General features: G+C 71.1%; 17 protein-coding genes. 9 read left to right on the top strand and 8 right to left on the bottom strand.

The features are described 5' to 3' along the window. The first annotated feature begins 15 nt into the window (after window positions 1-15). The 4 genes from ACZ6ZI_RS38440 to ACZ6ZI_RS38425 all read left to right on the top strand — a co-directional run bounded on the left by ACZ6ZI_RS38440 (window position 16) and on the right by ACZ6ZI_RS38425 (window position 2,706). The gene (locus tag ACZ6ZI_RS38440) at window positions 16-612 is read left to right on the top strand and encodes a hypothetical protein (RefSeq protein ID WP_469529329.1); all 597 of its coding nucleotides are present in this window, start codon (window positions 16-18) and stop codon (window positions 610-612) included. Continuing rightward, the gene (locus ACZ6ZI_RS38435) at window positions 609-977 is read left to right on the top strand and encodes a hypothetical protein (RefSeq protein WP_469529326.1); all 369 of its coding nucleotides are present in this window, start codon (window positions 609-611) and stop codon (window positions 975-977) included. The genes ACZ6ZI_RS38440 and ACZ6ZI_RS38435 overlap by 4 nt, the downstream gene beginning before the upstream one ends. A 140-nt stretch (window positions 978-1,117) precedes the next feature. Beyond that, window positions 1,118-1,756: a plasmid partition protein gene (locus ACZ6ZI_RS38430; RefSeq protein ID WP_359994307.1), complete on the top strand. Its 639-nt coding sequence runs from the start codon at window positions 1,118-1,120 to the stop codon at window positions 1,754-1,756. After that, window positions 1,753-2,706, top strand: a complete 954-nt coding sequence (locus ACZ6ZI_RS38425) for a hypothetical protein (RefSeq protein ID WP_469529324.1) — start codon at window positions 1,753-1,755, stop codon at window positions 2,704-2,706. Before ACZ6ZI_RS38430 ends, ACZ6ZI_RS38425 begins: the two co-directional genes overlap by 4 nt. A 99-nt stretch (window positions 2,707-2,805) precedes the next feature. Here the strand turns inward: ACZ6ZI_RS38425 and ACZ6ZI_RS38420 are convergent, their stop codons facing one another. Together ACZ6ZI_RS38420 and ACZ6ZI_RS38415 are read right to left on the bottom strand one after the other, a co-directional pair. Further along, the gene (locus ACZ6ZI_RS38420; protein WP_359994302.1) at window positions 2,806-3,027 is read right to left on the bottom strand and encodes a hypothetical protein; all 222 of its coding nucleotides are present in this window, start codon (window positions 3,025-3,027) and stop codon (window positions 2,806-2,808) included. A gap of 28 nt (window positions 3,028-3,055) precedes the next feature. Continuing rightward, the gene (locus ACZ6ZI_RS38415; RefSeq protein WP_469529320.1) at window positions 3,056-3,397 is read right to left on the bottom strand and encodes a hypothetical protein; all 342 of its coding nucleotides are present in this window, start codon (window positions 3,395-3,397) and stop codon (window positions 3,056-3,058) included. A 295-nt stretch (window positions 3,398-3,692) separates the two neighbouring features. Here ACZ6ZI_RS38415 and mobF point away from each other — a divergent pair, with 295 nt between their 5' ends. Beyond that, complete coding sequence (gene mobF, locus ACZ6ZI_RS38410; RefSeq protein ID WP_469529319.1) at window positions 3,693-5,666, top strand: MobF family relaxase; 1,974 nt, start codon at window positions 3,693-3,695, stop codon at window positions 5,664-5,666. Between the two features lie 613 nt (window positions 5,667-6,279). Here the strand turns inward: mobF and ACZ6ZI_RS38405 are convergent. After that, window positions 6,280-6,723, bottom strand: a complete 444-nt coding sequence (locus ACZ6ZI_RS38405; RefSeq protein WP_469529317.1) for a hypothetical protein — start codon at window positions 6,721-6,723, stop codon at window positions 6,280-6,282. Between the two features lie 675 nt (window positions 6,724-7,398). Between ACZ6ZI_RS38405 and ACZ6ZI_RS38400 the strand changes: the two genes are divergently transcribed. The 3 genes from ACZ6ZI_RS38400 to ACZ6ZI_RS38390 all read left to right on the top strand — a co-directional run bounded on the left by ACZ6ZI_RS38400 (window position 7,399) and on the right by ACZ6ZI_RS38390 (window position 10,680). Then, window positions 7,399-9,039 carry a replication-relaxation family protein gene (locus tag ACZ6ZI_RS38400; RefSeq protein ID WP_469529315.1) on the top strand — a complete coding sequence of 547 codons (1,641 nt, stop codon included), beginning with the start codon at window positions 7,399-7,401 and terminating at the stop codon, window positions 9,037-9,039. A 187-nt stretch (window positions 9,040-9,226) separates the two neighbouring features. Next, window positions 9,227-10,198 (top strand): hypothetical protein, encoded by a 972-nt coding sequence (locus ACZ6ZI_RS38395; protein ID WP_469529313.1) that lies wholly within the window; start codon window positions 9,227-9,229, stop codon window positions 10,196-10,198. 161 nt (window positions 10,199-10,359) lie between these two features. Beyond that, window positions 10,360-10,680 (top strand): STAS domain-containing protein, encoded by a 321-nt coding sequence (locus ACZ6ZI_RS38390; protein ID WP_469529311.1) that lies wholly within the window; start codon window positions 10,360-10,362, stop codon window positions 10,678-10,680. Window positions 10,681-10,694: 14 nt separating this feature from the next. Here ACZ6ZI_RS38390 and ACZ6ZI_RS38385 read toward each other — a convergent pair whose 3' ends face one another. Next, window positions 10,695-11,027, bottom strand: coding sequence for a hypothetical protein (locus ACZ6ZI_RS38385; RefSeq protein ID WP_469529310.1), 333 nt, complete (start codon window positions 11,025-11,027; stop codon window positions 10,695-10,697). A 60-nt stretch (window positions 11,028-11,087) separates the two neighbouring features. Continuing rightward, on the bottom strand, window positions 11,088-11,363 hold the full coding sequence (locus ACZ6ZI_RS38380) for an isoamylase early set domain-containing protein (RefSeq protein ID WP_469529308.1): 276 nt from the start codon (window positions 11,361-11,363) through the stop codon (window positions 11,088-11,090). Window positions 11,364-11,664: 301 nt separating this feature from the next. Between ACZ6ZI_RS38380 and ACZ6ZI_RS38375 the strand changes: the two genes are divergently transcribed. Continuing rightward, a complete protein-coding gene (locus ACZ6ZI_RS38375; protein ID WP_401171837.1) occupies window positions 11,665-11,889 on the top strand; it encodes a hypothetical protein in 225 nt (74 codons plus the stop codon). Between the two features lie 34 nt (window positions 11,890-11,923). Here ACZ6ZI_RS38375 and ACZ6ZI_RS38370 read toward each other — a convergent pair whose 3' ends face one another. The 3 genes from ACZ6ZI_RS38370 to ACZ6ZI_RS38360 form a co-directional block, all read right to left on the bottom strand. Then, window positions 11,924-12,169 carry a hypothetical protein gene (locus tag ACZ6ZI_RS38370; RefSeq protein ID WP_469529305.1) on the bottom strand — a complete coding sequence of 82 codons (246 nt, stop codon included), beginning with the start codon at window positions 12,167-12,169 and terminating at the stop codon, window positions 11,924-11,926. Window positions 12,170-12,409: 240 nt separating this feature from the next. Next, window positions 12,410-12,700, bottom strand: coding sequence for a hypothetical protein (locus ACZ6ZI_RS38365; RefSeq protein WP_469529303.1), 291 nt, complete (start codon window positions 12,698-12,700; stop codon window positions 12,410-12,412). Then, complete coding sequence (locus ACZ6ZI_RS38360; protein ID WP_469529301.1) at window positions 12,697-15,204, bottom strand: helicase associated domain-containing protein; 2,508 nt, start codon at window positions 15,202-15,204, stop codon at window positions 12,697-12,699. Before ACZ6ZI_RS38360 ends, ACZ6ZI_RS38365 begins: the two co-directional genes overlap by 4 nt. Between the last annotated feature and the right edge of the window lie 534 nt (window positions 15,205-15,738).

Here is a 15,738-nt window from a genome sequence, read left to right as displayed (position 1 = left end):
TCCTTGTGAGGGCCGATGCCCACCACCGTCTTCGACCAGTTCACCCACCGCACCGCCGACGTCACCGCCCAGCTCGCCACCCTCGGCATCCCGCTCACCGCGCCGACCCCGCCGCCCGCCGACCTCAACCCGGTCGACCCGTGGGCCAGCAGCTACGCCGTCCCGGTCGACCGCTCCAGCCTTGCCTGGTGCACCGCCGTGAGGATGCTCGCCGACCACCACCACACCGGCATCGACCGCCAGGTCCTCGCCGCCGACGCCCTGCTGCGCGAACTCGGAGTCCGCGGCCTCGCCCAGCTCCACTCCGACCTCCACGCGGGCGCCCCCATCGACTACCGCTTCACCCGCTGCCCGTACTGCTCCGGCATCGGCGAGGACCCCACCCAGCCGACCTGCGGTGAAGTCGGCTGCGCGCCGTGGCACGAGTTCGACGGCCACGAGCATCTGTGCCCGGTCTGCCACGGCGACGACTACCAGCCCGAGGTGCTCGCCGAAGAGCGCCTGGCCGAGCTTGAGGAGCTGCTCGGTGACGCCACCGAGGAGCGCGAGGAGCGCGCCTCCCTCCGCTACCGGCTCAGCGCGCGGCTGTACCGCCGGACGGTGCGCACGTGACGGCCCGCTTCCGCAGATGCGGACACGGCAGCGGACCGATGCACCCCGGCGACCAGAAGGCCGTCGCGGAGTTCACCGCCATGCTCGCCGCCCGCCAGCGGCCGGCCCCCTGGACCGGCCGCGGCGACGCCGCCGTACGGATCGGCGAGCGCGGCCTGGAGCGCGGCCGACCTCTCCCCGGGCAGCGGCCGGACACCGACCCCGTCGCCCTGGTCCTTATCCACCCCGACACCGAGACCGCCCTCACCGGCACGCTCCACTGCGCCCGGACGCGAATCCACGGTGTGTGGACCGACCCCTACCGACTCCTCACCCACGCTCTCGCCGGGCGCGAGCTCCCGGTCGACATCGACCTGAGCACCTGAGTACGTGAAGCGGCCCCTGGCCGTCTGGACCTCTCGGTCCGGGCGCCGGGGGCCGCTTTTTGCGTTTCGGGGGTCACCCGAACCAGTACATGCCGGTCGTGTGGTGTTCGGGCGTAGCGCCAGGTCGGTACGCTCACGCCATGTTCTACATCGCCAATGTCAGCCCTCGCAGCACGGGCAAGACCACGAATTCCGCGTGGATGAGCCACGCCCTGCACGAGCGCGGACGCAAGGTGATCGGCTTCGACGCGGACGACTCGCGGCAGTTCAGCCGCTGGCAAGCCGCGGGCACGTACCCGTTCGTCGTGCAGCAGGCCGCCACCCCGGCCTTCCACATGAACGTCCCGCAGATGATCCCGGCCGGGTTCGAGGACGGCATCGGCGTCGTGGACGTGGGTCACCTCGAGGACCACAAGGGCGTCGGCGCCTCCGTGCTGCGCCTCGCCGACCTCGCCATCATCAACCTCCCGCCGTCGATGAACGACGTCGAGCGCATGGAGGAGCTCCCGACCAAGGAGTTCATCCAGGACACCGCGCCCCTGCGGCTGGACAGCCAGCCGCCGGCCACCTGGGTCCTGCTCTGCAAGGCCCCGAGCGGCGTCAACGAGATCAAGCAGGTGCGGGAGTACCTGGAAGACGAGGGCTACAACGTCTTCACCACGGTGGTCCCGTCCGTGGTGAAGTACATGCGCACCCATGAAGGCAGCGACATCCAGGCCAAGGGCTCAGTATTCGATGAGCTGGTCACCGAGATGGAAGAGCGGAACCTGCTGCCGTGAGCAAGTCCAACCCCTTCAAGGACCGGCAGGCCCGCAAGGCCGCAGGCACAGCGGTGGCCGTCCCCGGCCAACAGAGCGGTGCCCCCGCCACCACCGAGGACGACGGGCACAGCCACGCCCCGGCCGCCCGACCCTTCGCGCAAGGGCGTCCGGACAAGATGATGACGCTCGCCGACCTCCCGGAGCCCATCGAGACACCGGACGCGACGGGTGACCTCAGCGACGAAGAGGAGCAGATCCTCGCGCTCTGCATGCGGGGAGTCCAGCAGTTCGAGGACGCCTGGTGGGTCATGGGCAAGTCCATGGCCAACATCAGCAGCCGGCGCCTGTACCGCAAGACGCACCCCAGCTTCGAAGCCTTCGCCCAGGACGTCTTCAAGAAGTCCCGCCCGATCGCCTACGAAGAGATGACCGCGTACGCGATCGGCGAGCTGCTGTCTGCACGTGCAGACAAAGCGTTCGAAGAGAATTCGAACGGAGTGTCTGCACGTGCAGACATCCCGAGCATCGGGAAGAAGGCGGCCGGCGCCCTCAACCCGATCACCAAGGACTACGGGGCTGAGACCTCTGTCGCCGTCCACGAGACCATCAAGGACGCCACCGGCAAGACCGTCACGGTCAAGGCGCTCACCGGCATCGTCCAGCAGCTCCCGCGCAAGGAAGAGCGGGAGCTGACGCAGGACGAGCTGACTGCCCTGGCCCGCGAAGTCGCGGCCAACACGCCGCGGACCACTCCGGAGAAGCCGGCTACCGCACAGCCCACTGCGCTGGACGGACTCCGCAACGCCGTGACGCAGCTGGAGGCCGCCCACCGCGCCTTGGCCCCGGCCAGCATCAAGAAGGCCCTTGAGGAAGATGCGGACGAGGCGGCCAAGATCCTGGCGTCAGCCAAGTCGGCTGCGGACAAGGCGGCCGCGAGGGCTGGCGTCCCTCTTCCTCGGTCGACCTGAGCGCTCCCCAGCGAAGACAACGGCGGCCCCCACCTGTGTGGTGGGGGCCGCCGCCATGTGTGCGGTCCTCGTCCGAAGGCCGGCGCTCCTGGTCGCTCCTCAGCTCTGGAACTCGGTGCTCTTGACGCCGTAGAACGTGGGCTTCGCCGGGCGGACCTCGGACTGCTCCAGCGTGTCGGCGAGCGGGGCGAACCCCTCGCTGCGCCGGACGACGTTGAGGAACTTGCCCAGCGCGTCCTTGTCCTCCCACAGCTCCTGTGCGGTGCTGATGATCAACGACTTCAGGTGATCCGACTCGGTCCCGGTCTCGTTCGCTGCCACGCGGTGTCCCTCCTGATGTTCGGAACGATCAGCCAACCAACTGGTGACCCGCGCCCACAAGACGGCCTTCGGCCAGCGGGCGGTCCAGGATGCTGTGGGTCCCGATGCGGTGCCATATGACGTGGGGGAGCCCGGCGACCTTCTCCCCGCCGTACGACCACGTCGCGCGCCCGTCCGGCGCCCATGTGAGTTCGTAGATGCCGGGGGCGCGGCGCACGCCCTTGATCCGTAAGCCGGGGCGGAACTGGCGGCCGATGCGCAGGTCGGGGACGAAGGCGTCCAGGACGACGCGGCGGAAGCGGCGGCGCTGGGCGGGGGTGAGGTGCTGGAGGTCGGCGGTGAAGCGGGGGCAGGTCTCGAAGGTGGGCACGGCGGTCTCCTCCGGGCAGCACGAGGAAGCCCCCGGCGAGTGCCGGGGGCTGCTGTAGGCGGTGCTCGTTGGTGGTGTTCGTTCGGTGGTGCTGGATGGTGCTCAGTGGCGCTGGATGAGGTTGTCCGGGGCGTGGTTTGAGTGCTGCCGGAGAGCGATGACATTCGCGTTCGGACCCGGGCCCCGTCCCGCCCTGCGGGCACCTGAGAAGAAAGTTCGGCCGCCGCTCCCGTCTGGCGGGACGTCCCGCTGACCGCTCTTTCCTTGCAGGTCAGGGCGGTGTGGCGTGGTCTCCATGACAGTCGACATCAGGGTCATCCGGGCCGGGCAGATGTACCGCTACTACCTGCGCGAGACCGTCGTCGGCGACGGCCGCCGCCCGGCCCGCACGCCCCTGCGCGCTGCCCAGGAGCAGGCCGGTGTCCCGGTGGGGCGATGGATGGGCCGGGGACTTGCTGCGCTCGGACTGGCACCGGGTGAGGAGGTCACCGAGGCGCAGCTGCGGAACCTGTTCGGCGAGTACGGCCGACACCCGGCTGCCGACCGGATCGAGGCCGACCGGCTCGCCGCGGGCGACTCCCCGAAAAAGGCGTATCGGGCCGGCGCCCTCGGCCGCCGCGTGATGGTGACCGGTGTCGACTTCGTGTTCCGGCCGCAGCCGACGATCTACCTCCTGTGGGCGTTCGGGGATGAGGAAACGCGGCGCGTGATCGAGGCCGCGCACGAGCGGGCGATCGTACGGGTGCTGGAGTGGATCGAGGACGAGGTCGCGGTGATCCGGTACGGCAAGGACGGCATCTACCGGGTGCGGCCGCCCGGCGGTCTGGTCGCCGCGCGCTTCCGCCACTACGAGGCGCGCTCCGGCCGGCCTCTGCTGCATGACCATCTGCTGCTGTCGGTGAAGGGGCAGCGCCTGGACGGGAAGTGGGGCTCGATCCACACCCATGCCCTGCACGAGAACACCGTGGCCGCCTCCGCGCTCTACAACGAACTCGTTGCTGCGGAGGTCTGCGAGGCGCTCGGGCTGGCGACCGAGCCCCGGATCGTCACCCCGGGGCGCCGGCCGGTGATGGAGATTGCGGGGGTGCCGCACGAGCTGATCCGCTGGACTTCCCGGCGCAGCGACCAGATCGCCGCCTGCCTGGCCGAGCTGGAGCACGAGTACGTCACCGCCGTCGACGACGACGGCGAGCTGAAGTTCCTGCCCGTGGTCTCGGAACGGGCCCGCGCCAAGATGAACCAGATCGCCGCCCGCAAGACCCGCCCGCCCAAGCGGAAGACCCGGCCGCTCGCGCAGCTGCGCGCTTGGTGGAAGGCGAGCGCGATTCTCACCTCCGGGGTCGCCGCCGACGTCATCAACTCCCTCCTCGAGTACGCCCGCGCCGCGGCCGCCGCGATCCGGGCCCGGGTCGCGGCCGTGGTCGACGTCGCCCTGGCGGCCGTCGACGTCACCGCGACGGTGTTCGTGATGAACGACGGCGGGCGCTTCCACCGCCGGCACCTGCTCGCCGAAGCCCGCCGCCACCTCGCCCTCGTCGGTCGCGGCCGCCGCCGCGACCCCGGCCTGGACGAGGAGATCGTGGCCGCCGCCATCGAGACGCACTGCCTGGACATCAGCGAGCCGAAGACCACGATCGGCCTGCTGGCGGACTACCGCCTCTACACCGCCCGGTGGGACCTGGCCGACCTCCCCGCCCGGCCCCGCCCACTCACTCCCAGGCCCGACCCGGACCGGCAGCCTCCGGCCGATCCCGGCGAGCCGGCTGTGCCCCGGCCGCCGGGCCAGGATGCGGGGGAGTGGGATATCCCCCGTATCCCGCTCCAGTACGACCGTGCTGTCCTCGCCGGTGCGGTGGTGCGGGAGAAGCTGCGCGCGACCACGACCGCCACCGCCGTGCGGGGCCGGGCATACGACGTCGTCGCCCACCAGCAGGCAGCGATGCCCGAGCAGCTGCTCGCGCCCCCGGCCGCCGAAGCCGAGCACGACGACCAGGAGCCGGAGCCCGGCCGCCAGGAGGCGATCGACATGACGGCCGTGCGAGCCCTGCGGGAGTCCCGTACGGATGTGGAAGCCCTCGATCTCACGGCCGACCGACTGCGCCGCATCCGGGAGACGGCCGCCAAGATGGCCGCCGAAGCCCGCGCCCGCGCGGACCGCCACACCGCACCGGCCGACGCCGAGGCGGTGCGCCGGGTGCGCCCGGACGACCAGCAGGCGCACCGACCGCCCGAGCCCGGACCGCACCGCGGCCGGGAGGCCGGCCACTGAGTGGACCCGATGGTGCGCACCCGGTGCGGTGGTCCGCACCCGGTGCGGTGGTGCGCACCCGGTGCGGTGGTGCGCACCCGGTGCGGTGCGCCCCACTCCACCGAGTGGAGGCCACCGCACCGGGTGGAGACCACCGTGCGCGGCATCCGCTCCACCGAGTGGAGACCACCGGCCCGGGAGTGGACGCCACCGTGCCCGGCTCCGCTCCACCGAGTGGAGCCCACCCGGTGGAAGTGGACGTCATCGTGCGGGAGTGGACGCCATCGCCCGGGACGACTGCGTCCATCCACCCGGTGTGTACCTGCCGCATTTCCCCTTGACGTGGGCCCGTGTCAAGGAGGAATGCGCCGCGCTCAGCCGGTCCACTCCGCCGCACCGACCCCACCGGATGCGCACCACCCGAGGTGCGCCGACTGCGTCGGTGCGCACCGCCCACCGAGTGGATGCGCACCGGATGGACGGTGGTGCGCATCATGGTGCGCACCGGATTGACCGCACCACCGCACCGCACCGCCGCACCGCACCACCGCACCACCGCACCACCGCACCGCACCACCGCACCACCGCACCGCACCGCACCACCGCACCGCACCGGTGCGCATCGTGCGCGTGGCTACGGACGCCCGGCGATGGACTGCAGGTTGCGGGCCCACTTCAGGTGTTCGTTGCGCATGGTCTCCAGGGTGGCGCGGGTGTCTCCGTGGTCGTCGGGGTCGGGGATGACGTTCTCGACGAAGCGGATGATGCTGCGGGCGATGCCCAGCACGGCCGTCGTGGGGGAGTCGCGCGTCCAGTCCCGCAGGGCGGACAGCAGGATGCACCCGACCTCGTCCAGGGCGAAGGAGTCCGCGTGCGGCTCCCCGTCGCCCAGGACCCCCGTAACGGGGAAGACGATGTTCTCGGCGAGGCGCAGCAGCAGGAAGGCCAGCTCGGGAGTAGCCGGCGTGCGTCCGGAGGCGTAGTTCCCGCCGCCCATCTGCAGAGCGAGAAGGTAGTCGAAGGCGCGGTCGACCTCTCCCGGGGTGAGCGGGGTGCGAGGCGGGATCAGGTACGGCATGGAGGTCTCCTCAACTGGGTGACGTCGCTCGGATCACGACGACTCCCAGCAGCCTCGGACGAGCACCCTGTGGACAGAGGCCAGAGAACTCTCCCCCCCTCCGCTGGATGCGGACGAATCGGGACTGCAAGGGTCAAACAGGGCCCCCTTGTCCAGCTTTCGGTCCGACCTGCGAACGTGGCCCTGACCCCTTGTCCAGGTCCGCTACCGACCCGCCCGCCGCCGTATTTCTCCTTGACCTGGCCCCGGTCAGACCGCGGACAAGGGGGTCACCTGCACGCTGCTCCTCCACCACGGCCGTCCCGGCCGGGGAAACAGAGGAGACGAGATGATGACCACCACCCACCCGAGAGCCGGGCAGCGGCACCGTGCGGGCCGGACACACCGGAAGGCCGGCCCGTGGTGGGCAAGCCCAAGGGAGGTCCCTGGGTGCCCACTTCGGATACTCCTCGGGAACCCCCTTTGGTGCCCGACACCTGGGGTGAGGGGAAAACCCCTTGTCAACGCGGTGATGAGCGCGAAAACCGCGTCGTCACACCCCTCTTCTCTCCTACTGCTGTCCGTAGTGCAGGAGATCATCGGGTTCCGGGGGGCCGGGAGGCCAGCCCAGGCCAGCCGCGGCCAGCGGCGCCGGTCGGCCGGCAGCCGGTCGCGAGCAACGAGGGAGCAGAGCTGATGGCGGGGAAGCGGATCACCAACCCGGCGGGGTCGACGAACCAGTACCGCGGCGACGTACTGCGCGTGCTCGGAGCGCTGAAGGTCGCGACGGCTGATCAGATCCAGCGGATCGGCGCTCCGCACCTGACGTTCCGGCACGCCGCCAAGGAGACGCCGTCGAAGCAGAAGCAGGCCCGCACCGCCTCGCACACCGGCGCGCTCTCCGACATGCGCAAGCACGGCCTGTCCGAGAACGGCGGCTCCACCGAGACGGGGGACTCGCTGCGGAACCTGACCCCCAAGGGCCTGGAGGCCGCCTCCTACGAGCTGCGGCGCCCAGCGACGGAGATGGGCTCCACCGCGCGCGGCGCGGGCTCCAGCGGGGCCTCCCACCCGATGGCCGTCAACGAAACGGTGATCGCGATGCTGCGGCCGAAGCCGAACATGGCCAAGCTCGCCGACGACCCGCCGCACGTCCAGGCCGCCGCCCAGGCCGCCGCCGACGGACCCGACGGGATCGGCACCATCGCCTCGTACTGGACCGAGGTCCCGCTCCCGGCGACCGGCACCTGGAACGCGCCCGGCAAGGGCGGCGCCCAGGCCGACCTGGTGCTCACCGCACCGCAGGACGGAGTGCCGCTGCTGTTCATCGAGGTCGACAACTGCCACGAGACCGCGGAAGAGCTCGCCGCCAAGCTGGAGAAGTACGCCCGCTTCTTCAAGCGGCAGATGAAGGACACCGACGGCCGTGAGCGCCCGATGTGGCGTACGCGCTGGACGGGCCTTGAAGGCCGGTACGGCGATGCGCCGCATCCGCCCGTGCTGCTGGTGTTCAACCGCATCGGTGAGCGCAACCCCGACCGCACCGTCCCGCGCCTGATGGAACTGACCCGTCACCTGTGGCAGGGGGAGCGGCAGCGCGCCGGCCACCACCTCTACGACAGGAGGATCCCGATCGTCGCGGTCGGGCTGAAGAACCTGCGTGCCCACGGCCCGGCCGGCCCGGTCTTCCTCCGCTTCGGCCGCACCCACCCGCAGCCGCTCCTGGAAGCGATCGGCAACCCGCGCCGCGATGCTGCCGAAGCCCGCGAGGCAGAGGAAGCCAAGGTCCGCGCGGCGGAGTACCAGGCACAGGTACGGCGCGCGGCACAGGAGCACGACGCGAAGAAGGCGGCCGCAGCTGCACAGGAAGCCGCTCAGCGCGAGGCCCGCCGGCCTGCCTGCGCCCGCTGTGGAACGCCGTTCACCGACGAACGCTGGGAGGCCGCGGAGAAGGCGCACTGGGGAGAGCTCGTCGACACCCACCCGCAGCTGTGCGACGGCTGCAAGCACCAGGCTGTCGCCGCCACCAAGGAGCGCCAGGAGCCGGTGCACAGCGAGGCCGCGTCGGACGACTTCTGGCCCGCCCCCCAGCGCCCCGTCTGCACCGAATGCGGTGCCGCGTTCACCGACGAACGATGGAAGGCGACCAAGCCCGTCGGCTGGGGTTCCTCCCCGGCCAAGCACCCGTCTCTGTGCGGTGACTGCGACCAGCGGTACGAGTCCGACTCGGACCGGGCCTGGGGTGTAAGCCCCCGGCGGGAGGAGCGCGAACAGGAACCGGACCAGGCCGTGCCCGAGCAGAAGGCCACCGGCTGGCTCTCACGTCTGCGCCGCTGAGCCGGGCAAGCCACCGACAGGGGTGGGCAAGCCCAAGGTGGCCCTGGGCAAGCCTGCGTGGGCAAGCCCAAGGTGGCCCTGGGCAAGCCTCCTGCCGGCCCCTTGGGCAAGCCTGAGCTGACCGAAGAATTGAGTGGTCCGTGCGGCGGGCGTCCCGCCATGCTGATCTCAAGCTGAGGGGGCGCACGTGGCACGGGATCAGGCGGAGATCGAGCAGAAGAACCGGCAGTGCCTTGAATCATTCGTGGTACGAGCACGCCGTGTCGCAGAGCACTCCCTGGCTGCTGACTGGGAGCAGCTCGTGGCGCTCATCGACCCGAAGATCCGCGTCCGCATTGAGAGCGGGGAGATCCGGATCCGGCAGGAGCTGCCCGCCGAGGAGGTGGTCGAGTCCGCTGCGGCGCGGATCCGGCCGATTCTCTTGGAGACCGAGGACTGCTTCTACATGAAGTCGCTCAAGGCGCTGGGCTACGCCTGCCGGGAGATGCCGCGTGATGCGGAGCGCATCCGAGCAATGCGCGCCGAGTGGAAGACACGGGTGGCCCCCGCCACACCCCTGGATGCCGCCTACCGGGTCTTGGTCGCCGACGTGGTGACGGGGGAGGAACACGACCTCGACGCACACCGGCTGGCCATGTCCTGGATCTACGGCGACGTGGTGCATCACGACACGGAGCGGCGGAAGGAAGGCGATCCGTTCGGGTTGCGGGACCGCTTCCGTGCCGCCGTTCCGCTGGTCGCCTGGACCATGGTCGCGACGATTGAGCTCCTCAACTACATCGAAGCCCTGAGGAAGGACGGAGTTCTGCAGCTCCGTCCGGAAGTCTTCGACGCACAGGTCGCCCTGACGTCGACGGTGTGGGAAGAGCCTGCTCAGATGTTCACCGCTCCCATCGGGACGGAGCCGCCATCCGGTGCGACGACCTCCCTGCCCGAGGGGTGGGTGCCGGTGGACAAAGACACTGACCTCTCCCGCTTGCAGAGCATCTTCGGAGAACAGCTCCTCTACCCGACCACTTCTGCACCTGAAGCCGCTCCGCCCATCGAGCATGCCGACGCGGGCCGGACCACGCTGCCGACCGCCCATACGGCGTCACGGCAGACGAAGACGGACTGGCAGGCCGAGCTGATCGAGCGCTGGAGAGCGATGCAGCCCTGAAGCAACCGGGGGAGGCGTGGCTGGCAGCGATGAACCAGTGGGCCGCGCCGCCTTCCTCTCTTGGGGGCTGTCCGTCGGGGCGTGGTGTCGTCGCGGCTGGTGAGGCCGTACGGTCGCAGGTGTCGGCCGACGCAGGGTCCGGCCCGGAACGGGAGGCGTGCATGGAGTCGCCGAAGGTGACGGTGAGGACCGAGCCGCACGGCGTGTGGGTGGTCGTCTGCTCCGGTGAGTTCGACCTGGACACGACGGGGAAACTCGCGGCCGCCTGTGACCGTGAGGCTGCCGACGCCCGGCTCCTGGTGCTCGACGTCACCGGGGTGACGTTCGCCGACTCGTCCTTCCTCAACGTCCTCATCCGGCTGCACAACAGCCGCGCCCTGGTCCTGGCGGGACCGCTTCCTCACCAGCTGGAGCGGCTGCTGGAGATGACGGGCGCGCTGGCCCTGTTCACCATCCGCGACGGCCAACCACCGGCAACCTGACCCGGCTGCCTGGCTCAGGAGGCATCGGCTGCGCGGTCGAACACCACCAGCAGCCACTCGTCGTCCCGCGTCTCCACGGTGAGGCCGGCCGCGCGGAGTGCTGCGGCCATGGCCAGCCCGAAGGCGTGCCGCAGGCCCGGCAGGTCGGAAGGGGCAGGGGGCCGGCGGCCGCGGCGGGGGCCCCGGCGGCGGGGTTGGGTGAGTTCTTCGGGCATCCAGCCGACCATGACGCCGCGGGCGTGCCGGATTAGGTGGACGCCTTCCGCGCCGGTGGCGATCTCCTCGAACCCCGCGTCCGACAGGACGGCCCGTACGCGGGACAGCAGCTCCTCGCCCTGATCATTCATGCCGTGACCCTAGAGCGCCTTGATCAGCGGACGCGGCGCGGGGCGCCAGCCAGGTGCTGGTCAGGTGTGGATGCGGCTGTTGGGGCCGTCCTGGCTGTCGGCCATGTCCTCGTTGAACCAGTAGTCCCCGGCGGCGAGGTAGCGGAAGGAGTGGGTGCTGTCCTTGGGGAGTTCCACGGTGACGGCCCGGTTGCCGTCCTTGCGCGGGGTCAGGGCATGTACGCCGGGCCGCCAGTCGTTGAAGTCGCCGACCACGCTCACCTCGGCCGCGGGGGTGTCGGCGGGCAGGACGAAGGTGACCTTGGCGGAGTTCTTGCGCAGGGCGCGTTCCAGCACGGCAGTGCTCCTGATGGACGGGGCGGGCGGGGGTGGGATACGGGCCCATGCTGGAGGTCGGGCACGCGGTGGGCCCGCAGACGTCGCCGTACCGGCCGCCGGGTCACCCGCCCGCCACACCCGGCACGCCCCAAGGCACCCCGCGTGTGACAGTCCAGGTGGGAAGTCCGGACGACGGTGCCCCACGCAAGCAGGGCCCGGCCGGCCCCCGGTAGCCACACCGGCCGGACCCTGCGCCACACCGCACAGGCGCCCTCGGGCCGACTCGCCCACCGGCCCAGCCGAGGGCACGCTGGAAGGTATGACCAGCGCGCCGATCGTCGTGCACCGGCCCTCGCTCTCGGGTGGCCGGAGAGTCACTGCGCACGGCAGCGGCCGGGACGAGATCCTCGGCACCGCCTACAGCGACCACGACCTGGTCGTGTTCCTCGAGGCCGCCGGCGTCGCCGAACCCGACGCCATCCTGGACGACCCGCAGTGGGTGGAGTGGCGCGGGGGACGCGCTCACGAGTTCAACGCGGCCTGACGTCCGGGCGAAGTTGGCTTGCCCGGCCGCGTGGCTACTCCCAGGGCTTCGGCAGGGCGTGCCACAGGGCCCTGAGCCAGTCGGGCGGGTTGGTGAGGAACTTGTCCACCAGCCGGGCCGTGATGGACCGGGCGGCACCTTCGGCGGCGCCCTGGGCTATGGAGGAGGGCAGGCCGGCGCCGACAGCGGGCTGCGGCGGGAGGCGGGCCGGGTCGGGCGGCTGGACGGGCGCGGTGGCGCTGTCCCGGGTCATGCTGCTGCTTGTCTGGCGGGTGGTCATCGGTACTTCCTCCAGTGTGAGTTCGACGGGCGAGCGGACAGTGACAGGCCCCAGGTGCTTGCGTCTCGTCCTGGCGGGCACGGCTTCTTCACCCCATAGGGCCGGGAGCCGGGTCCCGGACAGCAGCGGTCGGGAGAAAAGATCCGGAGCAAGACGAAGGCCCGGACACCTGGTCCGGGCCTGCGCTGTCGACGTCTTCTAGCGGGTCGAACGCCAGTAAGGGAGTCGGTGACCTAACGTCTACTCGCGCCCTTCCCGCGCACGGTTGGTGACCCAGTCCGGATCGCGTACGGGCACCGCCGCCCGCGTCTCGGTGGCCGGGGCGCGCAGGATGCGCCAGCTGGTGCGCGGCGCGGTGACGGCGTGGACCAGCACGACGACGACCTGCCGCCCGGCGCCGCCGCGGGCCCACGCCCCGGTGAAGCGGACCTGATCGGCCGCCCAGTCGCCCAGACGCCGCCACGGACGCAGCCGACCGAGCAGATAGCCGGCGGCGACCGCGACGGCCGCAGTGACGACGACGCCCGTCACGCCCACCGCATCCCGATCGCGGACAGCTGCTCCGCCCGCTCCGGGGGCAGCGTCGCGGCCCGGCTGCGCTGGTTCCCGACCCAGGCTCCGAGCCGGAGCTCCCGCTCCTCCTGGTCCTCGCCGACGATCCGTTCGACGTGCTTGCGCGGCACCCGCAGGTGCCCCTCGCGCTCGAAGAACTGCTTGGCGGCCTCGAAGTTCATGGACCACTTGTCGGCCTGCGTACGGCGCTTGGGCTGCTCGTCCTCGGTCGCGGGCTCGATGCCGAGGACCTGTTCGCACATCCACTGCTGCACGGTGGTGAGCTGGTCCCAGCCGAGTCGGACCGAGCGCACCCACCGTCCGAGGTCCTCGCCCTGGTGCATCACCTTGCCGGGCTCGGTCGGCAGGACGCCGCCGGCTGCTTCGAGGTGGAGCCGGACGAGGTGGAAGGCGCGCTGCCACTCCACCGGCCAGACCGGGCACCAGGACGGGTCGATGTCCTCCAGCTGCTCGCGCCGCGTCTGCAACATGGCTCCGGCCGACGACTCCACCGGCCGGCCCTCGGCACGCCGCTGCTCGTTCTCGGTGGCCTTGCGGGCGGCGGCCCGCGCGTTCTTCAGCCAGGTCCCCACCCGGTACCCCTGGAAGGTGGCGTCCAGCGGCGCCAGGAGGTGTCCGTTCTCCTCAGCCCACCCGCGCGCGGCGGACAGGCCCTCCTCCCACGCGACGTCGTAGTGCGACCACACCATGCCCAGCTTCTCCAGCTGCGCGACGCGGTCGGCGTCCATGTTGCCGCGGGCGTAGAAGCGCCGGTTGTCGGCGATCCACTGCCCGAGGGGGAAGCCCGCGAGCGAGGCCGGCCACCCCACCCCTTCGGCCTCCTCGCCTTCGGGCACGCGGTACGTGAAGGGCACCTTCAGGTCGCCGTGCTCGCGCGCGAAGATGACGGCGGCCTCCACCCCGCGCCGCCAGTGCTCGTGCTCCGGGTTGAGCACCCGCAGATTGATGAACGCGGCCAGCTGCGCCGGATCGCGCGGCGTGGAGAACTTCAGCAGCTTCCGCGCCGGGGCCGACGGCCCACCGGACCGGTCACCCCGGCCCTCCTGGCCCTGCGCGGCCTTCAAGGCGGGCTTGTAGACGCTGGGAGCCTGCTCCTGCGCCAACTGCTCCACGACCCGGGCGTCGTGCGCCCTGAGCGCCTCCAGGAGCTTCGCCAGCCCGCCGTACGCCCGGGAGGTGAGCATGTTGTCGGCCGTCTCGCCGGGGCCGAGCAGGACCGGCACGACCAGGCTGGCCAGCTTGCCCTCGCCGGGCTGCATCCGCAGCGCACGGCCGACGGCCTGGACGAGGTCGGGCATGGAGCCGCGGACGTCGGCCCAGAACACGGAGTCGCAGTTCTTGGTGTCCACGCCCTCCCCGAGAACCTTCACCGAGCCCAGGACGCCCTTCTCCACCACCGTGCCGTCGGTGGCGACCCCGGACGCGAACTCCCCGAGCACCCGCCGGCGGTGGTTCGGCTTGTGCTCGCCGCACAGCCAGTCCGCCCAGATCGTGCGCGGGTACAGCTCGGGGTCCGCGGCGTGCAGCTGCGCGGCGACACCGGGGAGGCCGGCCGCGAACGCCTCGGCCTCCTTCACCACATGGTGGAAGACGAGCGTCCTGCGGAAGCCCTCCTCCGAGGATGCCTTGAGCAGCGCGGTCTGGAGCGCGGCGAGCCGGGCCCCACGAACCTCGTCCGAGCGGCCTTCGGCGCCCAGGAGCTGCGGGGCCTGGAGCTGGCTGTCGGTGATGTCCACGCACACCACCTGGTAGGGGGCACAGATTCCCCGGTCGATGGCGTCCGAGAGCGTCAGGGTGAAGCAGCGGCTGCCGAAGGGGCCCTCGGGGTCGTCCTCCATGCTCGCCACCAGCTCACCCGGCGCGCCCTCGGTGTCCTCGTCCAGCTGCCACAGGCGGGGCGTGGCGGTCATGTAGAGGCGGCGCAGGGCCGGGATGCGGGTGTTGTCGTGGACGACCGCCCACGGCTTGCCCAGCCGTCCCGACGTCCGGTGTGCCTCATCGACCACGATCAGGTCCCAGCCCGGAAGGCCGGCCTTGTGCGCGCGCTCCAGCGTGCCCAGTCCGAGGGAGGCGTACGTGGCGAACACGGTGACCTTGTCGAACGGCCGCACCCAGTCGACCAGCTCCTCCACGTCCGTGGTGTTGGGGAAGGAGACGTCCTCGCCCCGCAGGGACGAGACCCCGATCATCGGGCCCGTACGGCCACCCTGACGCCACGCGGCTTCGGTCTGGGTGAGCAGGTCCAGCGAGGGCACGAGCACCAGCACACGGCCCGCACGGAGCCGCTCCGCGCTGCGGGCCGCGACCCGGGTCTTGCCGGACCCGGTCGCCATGATCACCTGCGTTCGAAGGCCCCGTTCGAGCCCAAACGATCTTGCAGGCAATTCGAGGGCACGGACAACCGCCTCCACCGCTTCCTGCTGAGCCGCCTCGCGCTGATCGGTCCGGCTTGTGGCCGACATATCCGCCTGCCCCCTCCTGGGCCTTAACCCGGGTAAGAAATGGGAAACCTGCACGTAGAGAGCTTGCGTTCGGCTACGGTGAAGCTCACCGAAACCGAGTCACAGCCTCGGAGCGGTAGCGGGGGAGCGTGATCGAAATCCGATCCAGGTCCCCGGTGGTGCTGCTATCTGAGTCCAGAGTCTATCTCGTGCTTCAAAGTGAAGCACTCGGAACCACAAAAGTCCCTCGAATTGGGCTGAATTCTGCTACTGTTCTCTTATGGACACCACGGAAAGCGCCCTGACGGCTGGTCAATCCGGCCCCGCGCTCCCCGGTTCGGCCTGCCACTCTCCCGACTACCCGTCACCCCTCCCCGCCCTTGCTGCAGCTTGCGGCCCGAGCCCGGTGGGCGTGCCTCGCGGAGCGTGGCGCGCCTGGCCCGCACGGGGATCCTGGGTGCGCCCGGGGTGGCTGGAGCGCAGCGGAGGCCACGGGTCGGCCGGAGGCCGGCCCCGGCCCGCAACGCGGGCCGGATGCCCTGCCGTTGGCGGTGC

This window comes from Streptomyces sp. NPDC103540 (assembly GCF_055584445.1).
The sequence above is the reverse complement of the archived record's forward strand: the minus strand, read 5'-3'. Positions and strand labels throughout refer to the sequence as shown.

Excerpts from the sequence above, each read along its gene's own strand:
- ACZ6ZI_RS38360 (WP_469529301.1), bottom strand. The coding sequence starts at position 15,204 with ATGTCGGCCACAAGCCGGACCGATCAGCGCGAGGCGGCTCAGCAGGAA.
- ACZ6ZI_RS38400 (WP_469529315.1), top strand. The coding sequence starts at position 7,399 with ATGGCGGGGAAGCGGATCACCAACCCGGCGGGGTCGACGAACCAGTAC.
- ACZ6ZI_RS38405 (WP_469529317.1), bottom strand. The coding sequence starts at position 6,723 with ATGCCGTACCTGATCCCGCCTCGCACCCCGCTCACCCCGGGAGAGGTC.
- ACZ6ZI_RS38370 (WP_469529305.1), bottom strand. The coding sequence starts at position 12,169 with ATGACCACCCGCCAGACAAGCAGCAGCATGACCCGGGACAGCGCCACC.
- ACZ6ZI_RS38430 (WP_359994307.1), top strand. The coding sequence starts at position 1,118 with ATGTTCTACATCGCCAATGTCAGCCCTCGCAGCACGGGCAAGACCACG.
- ACZ6ZI_RS38440 (WP_469529329.1), top strand. The coding sequence starts at position 16 with ATGCCCACCACCGTCTTCGACCAGTTCACCCACCGCACCGCCGACGTC.
- ACZ6ZI_RS38390 (WP_469529311.1), top strand. The coding sequence starts at position 10,360 with ATGGAGTCGCCGAAGGTGACGGTGAGGACCGAGCCGCACGGCGTGTGG.
- ACZ6ZI_RS38385 (WP_469529310.1), bottom strand. The coding sequence starts at position 11,027 with ATGAATGATCAGGGCGAGGAGCTGCTGTCCCGCGTACGGGCCGTCCTG.
- mobF (WP_469529319.1), top strand. The coding sequence starts at position 3,693 with ATGACAGTCGACATCAGGGTCATCCGGGCCGGGCAGATGTACCGCTAC.
- ACZ6ZI_RS38375 (WP_401171837.1), top strand. The coding sequence starts at position 11,665 with ATGACCAGCGCGCCGATCGTCGTGCACCGGCCCTCGCTCTCGGGTGGC.